Here is a 7,966-nt window from a genome sequence, read left to right on the forward strand (position 1 = left end):
GTCAAGAGCCGGCTCGGCAACTTCGAGTTCAAGGGCGGCTTTCCGACGGCGAAGGCGAGCGGCCAGCTGAACGACCTGCTGGTGATGAACCGCGCGGTCGAGGTCTACCTCCAGAACGTCTCTGCCGTCTCGATGTTCAAGTTCCGCAAGGGCCTGGGCGACTTCGGCGCGAAGACCCCGAGCCAGATCGCGATCTGGTCCGAACTGCTCGATGCCAACACGCTGCTGCTCACGCCGAATTCCGACACGGTCTACACGATTGCATTTCTCGACCTCAAGAAGGATGGGCCCACTGTTGTCGAACTGCCGCCAAAGATGCTGGGACTCTTCGACGACATGTGGATGCGCTACATCGTCGATGGGGGTGTCGCCGGGCCGGACAAGGGCGAAGGCGGCAAGTTCCTGTTCCTGCCGCCCGACTACAAGGGCGAGGTACCTGCCAGCGGTTACCACGTTGCCAGGTCACCGACGTACGGCGTCTGGATGCTCATGCGCGCGGTGGATCCCGATCCCAAGGCCGCGTCCGAGCGGTCCAGGCAGATGAAGGTCTATCCGCTTGCGCAGCAGGCCAGCCCGAGAGCCACCACTTTTCTGGATGCCTCCGGCAAGTCCATCGACACGATCCATGCGGACGACATCAGCTTCTACGAGGAGCTGAATGATCTGGTGCAGCAGGAGCCCGCCGACGCAATCGGCTCGCTGCAACGCTTCTACCTGGCATCCATCGGAATCGTGAAGGGGCAGCCGTTCGCGCCCGATGCGGCCCGGCGCGCTCTGCTCGTCGAGGCAGCGCGAGTTGCAGCGGCGACCGCACGGATGGTCGCCTACGGCGGCAAGGATCCCGACGCGATCGTCTACCCGGACCGGCGTTGGCAATGGGCCTTCGTCGGCGGGAGCTATCTGTTCGACAGCCAGGGCTACGAGAACATCGACCGCCGTGCGGCCTTCGCGTATGCGGCAACCGGCAACACGCCCGCGATGGCATCGAAGGTGGTCGGCGCCGGCTCGCAGTACATGTGGACGCCGCGCGATTCCAAGGGCAACTACCTCGACGGCAAGAAATCCTACCGCCTGCGGATTCCACCCCATCCGCCGGTGAAGGACTTCTGGTCGGTGATCGTTTACGACGCGAAGAGCCGGTCGATGCTCCAGAACGGGCAAAAGTTTCCGACGGTGAGCCTGTATTCCAAGCCCGAGCTGAACAGCGACGGCTCGATCGACGTCTACTTTGGCCCGAAGGCACCGGCCGGCAAGGAGCGAAACTGGATCAAGACGCTGCCCGATCGCGGCTGGTTCCCGATCCTGCGCTTTTATGGCCCCCTGCAGCCCTTCTTCGACAAGACCTGGCAGCCCGAGGACATCGTCGAGCTGAACGGATAGCGCAGATGGCAGCCATGGGGCATCGAGCCGACATGGGTTGAAGAATTGCGAGCTTCAGCTCATAGCCGACTGGAGCCTGCCGCGCCATGGTCCCTGTGTGCGGGATCGGGTGCATCGGCCGCTTCGCCAGTGCGCAACCTCCGCTGCCGGACCGGCCCGGCGAGACGGGCCGGTCACGTAGCACTGGGTGTCAAGGATCCCATCGATCCGCATCAATACCCGAGCGACAGCCCGGTGTTGCGGCGAGGATCGTTGGCGCCGTAGAACCGGTTGCTGGCCACCGGCTTGCCGCCCAGCGAGGGGGCACCGACGATGATCGCCGCAAGGTGGTTTGCCGGCTGTGGCGCGCCCAGATTGTGGCCCATGTCGGTCAGGATCTTGCGCGTGTCGGGGCTGAGTGCGAAGGTCTCGACGTTGGTCACGTCGGGCAGCCACTGCTGGTGAAAGCGCGGTGCGTCGACGGCTTCCTGCACGTTCATGCCGTAGTCCACCACGTTCAGGATGGTGAGGAGCACCGCCGTGATGATGCGGCTGCCGCCGGGCGTGCCGACGACGAACACGGGCTTGCCGTCCTTGGTCACGATGGTCGGGCTCATCGAGCTCAGCGGACGCTTGCCAGGGGCGATGGCGTTGGCTTCGCCCTGCACCAGGCCGTAGAGGTTGGGCACGCCGACCTTCGAGGTGAAGTCGTCCATCTCGTCGTTCAGCAACACGCCGGTCTTGGCGGCCGTGATCTTGGCGCCGAACCAGTCATTCAGCGTGTAGGTCACTGACACCGCATTGCCCCACTTGTCGGCGATCGAGTAGTGCGTGGTGTTGTTGCCTTCATGCGGCGCCACGCCCGGCTTGATATCCTTGGAGACGCCGGCCTTCTTCGGGTCGATGACGGCCCGGATCTTCTCCGCATAATTCTTGTCGAGCAGGCGGTCGAGCGGGTTCTTCACGAAGTCCGGATCGCCGAGGTAGCTGTTGCGGTCCACGTAGGCGTGGCGCATGGCTTCGATCTGATAGTGCACGGCCTGGGCCGAGTGGTAGCCCAAATCCTGGAGCGGATAGCCCTCGAGGATGTTGAGCATCTCGCAGATGATCACGCCGCCCGAACTCGGCGGAGGCGCTGACACGAGGTGGTACCCGCGGTAGTCGCACTCGACGGGCGCCAGTTCGCGGGTCTTGTACTGGTCGAGGTCGGCCTGCGTGATCAGGCCCTTGCCGGCCTGGCTCGACGCCACGATGGCGTTGCCGACCCAGCCCTTGTAGAAGCCGTCCGTGCCCCTGACGCTGATGGCCCTCAACGTCTTCGCGAGGTCTTTCTGCACCAGCTTCTGGCCGGCCACGAATGGCTGGCCTCCCTTGTTCAGGAAAATGGCACCCGACGCGGGGTCTTCCTTGAAGTCGGCCGTGGCGGTGTTGAGCAGGTCGACGTCGCCCTGCTCCAGCGCGAAGCCATTTTCGGCCAGCTGGATCGACGGGGCGAGCAGCGCGGCGCGCTTCATGGTGCCGTACTTCTCGCGCGCGTATTCCATGCCCGAGACGCTGCCGGGCACGCCCACGGCGAGGTGGCCCTTGGTGCTCAGGCCCTTGATGACGTTGCCTTCCTTGTCGAGGTACATGTTGGCGGTGGCGGCCAGCGGTGCCTTCTCGCGGAAGTCGAGGAAGGTCTTGCGGCCGTCGGCCAATTGCACGGTCATGAAGCCGCCGCCGCCGAGGTTGCCCGCCGCCGGATACACCACAGCCAGCGCGTAGCCCACAGCGACCGCCGCGTCGACCGCGTTGCCGCCGCGCTTGAGCACGTCGGCGCCGACCTTGCTTGCGAGGTGCTGCGCGCTCACGACCATGCCGTTCTCGGCCGCAACGGGCGATTGCGAGAATGCATGCAGCTGCGCTGCGCCCGCCAAGGCAAGCGCCGCCACGACGGCGCGACGCAAGTTTGAAGTCCACTGAAGTTGTTTCACGGCTTTTCTCCTTTTGAACAATGTGAGGCGTGAGTTCGCCTGCATCACRGGGCCCGACCGCCATCATGCTCTTTCGTTGAAAGTACAGGAGCTACTCAAGCTGGACGGGCCCCTTCGCCGGACCGAGGCGTATCGTCGGCGTTGTACCATCGTCGCCGCAGCTGCGCCAGCAAGGCGGCCAGCAGAGGCACTTCGGCGCGATAGGTGGGCACTTGAACGGGCGGAACCGCCAAATGTTGTTTTGCGACTACCGTAACTGGGGTCCGTTTGTTCTTTGTGCGATTTGGGACGGTAGCAACCCCCAGCATTCATGCGGGCTCACGATTCAATCGGCGCCGACACTGAGGCGCTAAGACACTCCGGCTCCCCGGCTTTCTGCGCCGCCTGCATCCGTTGGAGCAGGCTGTGCAGCATCTCGGTGGACAGCCCGTGGATCACCAGCCGATGCCCTGCCCGCAGGGTCGACAGGGGCACAAGCGGGTGTTTGTTGTTGACCAGGATCAGATGTTCGGGCGCCGCCAGGATCGTCGCCGTGTAGATGCCGATGGTTTCGTCCAGTTGCAGCGAATTGGCCGCGCGCCAGAAATCGTTGTCGGTGAGCATCAGCTGGTAGAGCGGCGTAAACAGTTCGATGGCGCTCTGCAGATCGAGGAAATTCAGCCTGCCCCGTGGCATGTCTTCCAGGCGCAGCTCCGGCTCCCTGATCATCGAGAAATCGACCTTTTCCGCCTTGCAAAGCGCCACGCCCTTGTCGCGCAGCGCCTTGTTCAGCCGGATCACGAAGTTGAAGAGATTCAGGTCGTGCTTCAGGAACATCTCGTCCTTCAGCGCGTCGATGTCGGCCGGCTCCAGCGGGTTGGTGGACACCGGAACCGGCGAATTCCGCCCGATGAAGGCCAGCACCTGCGAGCCCAGGTGAAAGTGCCGAAGGATCAGCCAGTTGGCCTCCGGCGAGACGAAGCGCTTCAGGCCCCAGGCCAGGAATCGGTGCAGCAGCATCGAGTGCGACCAGTCGCGCGGCAGGAACACCTTCACGATCTGGATCAGGATGATCGTCAGCCGCGCGATCGGCCGCAGGAACGGCAACAGGTATTGCCGCGAGCCCGAACTCGAATCGGCCAGCCATGCGGCCTTGACGTTGTCGGACAGCGGCGTGCTCTGGTCGAGATACAGCGCCAGCCAGGGACTGGGGTCGCGCTCGTCGTGCGCCTGCGTCAGGAAATCAGGTGTTCGATCCATGGGGCATTCGCTCCGTGATGTTCTGGAACTGCATCAGGTACAGGGCAGCCGTGTGGCGGGCGGTGTCGATGATCTGGCGGGCGGCGCGCGCCTGCCCTTCCAAGGCCATCACCATCTCGACCGCCGCGAGCCAGCGGCTCAGGTGCTGCTCGTCGTTGTGGCCGTGGTACTCGAGAAAGCGGAAGGCATCGGGCGGCAGCTTCAGGCTGGCCTTCAGCAGCGGCAACAGCGCCGGCACGATGCGCTGGCCCGTACCCTCGATGATGTAGATCGCCCCAAGCAGCCCGATCGGGTCCCGCGTGGCGGCCAGGCCGTGCAAATAGGCATTGAGCGCTTCGCCGCCGGGGTTGCGGCGCAGGTCTTCGATCTTTTCGACCGTGCCGCCGGCCTTGCGGTAGTCGCCAAAGAGGATGTTGAAGTCGTTCTGCTCCTCGCCTGCGTGCACGCCGATCAGCGAGGCCAGCATCTGGTATGGCTCGCTCAGCGAGGCAGCGCCTTCGCGCATCCACAGGCTGCCTTCACGCACCTGCGGCACCCACTGCTCCATCCAGTTCAGGTAGTCGGGCACGGCGAAGCGGCGCTCGCGGATCTGGCGGATGAGCGGCGTGCGCCAGACGCAGGAGCGGTAGTCGTGCCAGATGGCGGCCAGCTCTGTCAGCAAGGCGCCGAGGCCTTCGGGCGCTGCGGCCGGGTCGTGCGGCGGGGCGATCACCAGATCGTCGTCGGGCGCCGCCGCCGTGCGGGGAGCCACCGCCACGGGAGCCGCATCGGCCGCCTCGACTTCGAGCAGCATGTACGCCGCCATGAAGCGCCCCGACTCGGGCACGTAGCAGAAAATCTGCTCGCCAGGCTTCAGCGTCTTGGTATGCAGAAACTCGGCCAGCATCACGAGGATCGACGCCGCCCCCGTATTGCCGCGCCATGCGAGGTTGCTCCACCAGCGCTCGCGCGGTATCGACAGATCCGCCTTGGCCATCAGGTCCTCGACCACCGGGATGAACTTCTCCGACGAGTAGTGGCACAGGAAGTGATCGACCCGCTTCGGATCGACCCAGCCGTCGCGCACCAGCCCCGCGTACTCGTGGATGCCGATGTCGAACAGGTGCGGCAGCAGGCGGATGTCCTGCCGCAGCGACAAGGCGCCCGCCGCCTCGGCTTCGGCCCAGGAGCCGAAATCGAGATGCCCGCGCGCGCGGTCTTCGGTCAGGCCCAGCTGCATGCAGACTGGATAGTCGCCCGAAAAGGCACGCTGGTGCACCCACTTCAGCTTCAGGCGCAGCCCCGGCGCGCCGGCCAGCATGGGCGTGCCGTCAGACAGCAGCAAGGCGCCCGCGCCATCCGACAGCATCCAGCGCAGGAAATGGGAGTCGAAGTCGGTTTCATAACCGCGCGCCGCGAAGCGCGAGCGCTTGAAGAGGCGCGACGGCATCTCGCTCGCCACCGCCATCGCCGAGTGGTGCGCGCCCAGCTCGATGCCTTGCGCGGCGGCCTGAATCGCCGAAACGCCCGCCGCGCAGATGCCGTGCACCGAATGCGTTTCCATCGGCTGCGCCGCCAGCTCGCCCTGGATCATGTTGGCGAAACCTGGCATCAGCGTGTCGCCGCCCGAGGAGCCGCTCGCCAGCAGCGACACGCGCGACAGCTCCGCCCCGCCCCGCCGCAGGCAGTCGCGGATCGCGCCAGCAGCCAGCTGCGCGTTGGTGTGCCGGGTCACGCCCTCCGCGTCGATGGCGTAGTGCCGCGTGAGGATCCCGTTCTCCGTCAGGATGCGCCGCTTGATGCGCTCCGACATGCGATTGAGCGGCGCGATGTACGCGTCCATGCGGTCGTTGGGAATGGGCTCGCCCGGCATGAAGTAGCCGGCGCTTTCGAGGTAGACGCGTTGGAATGAGACGGGCATGGTTCAGGTGAAGGATGAATCGGGAGGCATCAGCGGGCGGCTGCGAAAGCGCGGCCACACGGTCCCCAGCACGAACACGCGCACCATGTACGGCACCAGTCCACCCTCGTTGAGCACGCGGTCCACCAGCGCGCGGTAACGCGTGCGATGCAGGTGGGTGAGCTCGGACCAATGGGCATGCGGGTTCTCGTGGTGTGCAGTGTGCAGGCCGATGTTGAACAGCAAGGGGTTCACCAGCCCCTCGAAATTGCGGGCGTAGTTCAGCCGGCTACCGGGGGTATCGCCGGGCGCCTCCTTCCGCGCGGCTGTACGCACGGACTTGCGGCCATCTGCATGGGCGTGCTGCAGGTAGTTGGTGGCCAGCAGCCAGTGCAGCCCGTGCAACTGCGGCACGATCACGAAGACCAAGGCCTTGCGCCAGTCGAGCGCCACCAGCACCGCCCAGCTGCCCAGCCACAGCGCGTACTGCGCCATGCAATAGCGCCATGCGCCGCGCCGGTGCTGCTGCAGCCGCGCGAGCCATGCGAAGAACACCGGCATCAGCACCCATGCAGCCTGGAACGGATGCAGCAGATAGCCCCACAGGTGGTTGGTGTCGCCGCCGAAGCGGTAGGTGCGCGCCACATCCTTCGGCCCGTGCCGGTGGCGATGGTGGTTGGCCACGTGCGCTGGCCAGAACACGAAGGTCGGGTGGCCCTGCAGCAGCGTGATCCAGAAGTCCGTCAGCCGATTCATGCGCCGACTGCGCCACATGCGCAGGTGCACATGGTTGTGATGGATCACGCCGATGCCGAGCGTCAGGAACAGCATCAGCCCGTAAAGCAGCGCGTTGAAGCCGTGGAGCCATTGCCAGGCCGCCAGTGCGGGCAAGGCAGCGAGGTAGGCCAGGCTCTGCCAGTCGCGCCAGTGGCGCAACCCCGGCAGGCGGCGGCTAGCGTCGTCAGGCCGTTGTTGCGCCACGCTTTTTTCGGAAAACCTGAAGCACCGGCTCGGCCGCGTCGGCCGCGATGCGCGTCCTGAACAGCCGGTCCATGAACGTGAACTGGAAGCCGTAGTTGCCGTTGTGCACGGCATGGTGCAGATGGTGCCGGCGGCTCGCCGCGAACCAGTGGCTGTACGACACGCCCGTGAAGAAGTCGTAATTCGAATGCCCGACGCAGTTGAAGAGCAGGCTGAACACCGGCACCGCCGCCAGCGACCAGAAGCTGAAGTCGTGCACCACCATCGGCAGCAGGATCACGTTGCCGAGCATCAGCGCCTCCACGGGATGGAAGCTGTAGGTCGCCCACGGCGTGGTCACGAACGAGCGGTGGTGCGGCCCGTGAAAGCGCCGCAGCCAGCGCGTGTGCAGCAGGCGGTGGTTGATCCAGAAATGCACGTCGTTCCAGAGCGCGAGCGCGAGGATCTCGACGACGATCTGAGGCCACGCCGCATCGCCGTCGAGCCGCGCCCAGCCCAGCTGCAGCAGCCCCCACGGAAACACCATGCCCAGCCC

The 7,966-nt window shown here is 65.4% G+C and carries 6 protein-coding genes; 1 reads left to right on the forward strand and 5 read right to left on the reverse strand.

The genetic code is table 11. The annotated features are described in order from the left end of the window. Positions 1-1,380, forward strand: a 1,380-nt coding sequence (locus AC1D2K_RS24635) for a DUF1254 domain-containing protein (protein WP_478091708.1), incomplete at its 5' end; no start/stop codon positions are given. Positions 1,381-1,592: 212 nt separating this feature from the next. Here AC1D2K_RS24635 and ggt read toward each other — a convergent pair. From ggt to AC1D2K_RS24660, 5 genes are all read right to left on the reverse strand, one after another. Then, positions 1,593-3,215 (reverse strand): gamma-glutamyltransferase, encoded by a 1,623-nt coding sequence (gene ggt, locus AC1D2K_RS24640; protein WP_478091713.1) that lies wholly within the window; start codon positions 3,213-3,215, stop codon positions 1,593-1,595. Positions 3,216-3,650: 435 nt separating this feature from the next. Next, positions 3,651-4,571: a DUF6999 family protein gene (locus AC1D2K_RS24645; RefSeq protein ID WP_478091709.1), complete on the reverse strand. Its 921-nt coding sequence runs from the start codon at positions 4,569-4,571 to the stop codon at positions 3,651-3,653. Continuing rightward, positions 4,555-6,471, reverse strand: a complete 1,917-nt coding sequence (locus AC1D2K_RS24650) for an iron-containing redox enzyme family protein (RefSeq protein ID WP_478091710.1) — start codon at positions 6,469-6,471, stop codon at positions 4,555-4,557. Before AC1D2K_RS24650 ends, AC1D2K_RS24645 begins: the two co-directional genes overlap by 17 nt. Positions 6,472-6,474: 3 nt before the next feature. Next, a complete protein-coding gene (locus AC1D2K_RS24655) occupies positions 6,475-7,431 on the reverse strand; it encodes a fatty acid desaturase (protein ID WP_478091711.1) in 957 nt (318 codons plus the stop codon). Next, positions 7,412-7,966: sterol desaturase family protein (locus tag AC1D2K_RS24660; RefSeq protein ID WP_478091712.1), on the reverse strand; the 555-nt coding region annotated here is incomplete at its 5' end. The genes AC1D2K_RS24660 and AC1D2K_RS24655, both read right to left, overlap by 20 nt.

Source organism: Variovorax sp. P1_H12_2 (assembly GCF_056405335.1).

Bases quoted from the DNA above. Each gene is read 5' to 3' on its own strand.
- AC1D2K_RS24650 (WP_478091710.1), bottom strand. From the start codon at position 6,471: ATGCCCGTCTCATTCCAACGCGTCTACCTCGAAAGCGCCGGCTACTTC.
- ggt (WP_478091713.1), bottom strand. From the start codon at position 3,215: ATGGTCGTGAGCGCGCAGCACCTCGCAAGCAAGGTCGGCGCCGACGTG.
- AC1D2K_RS24645 (WP_478091709.1), bottom strand. From the start codon at position 4,571: ATGGATCGAACACCTGATTTCCTGACGCAGGCGCACGACGAGCGCGAC.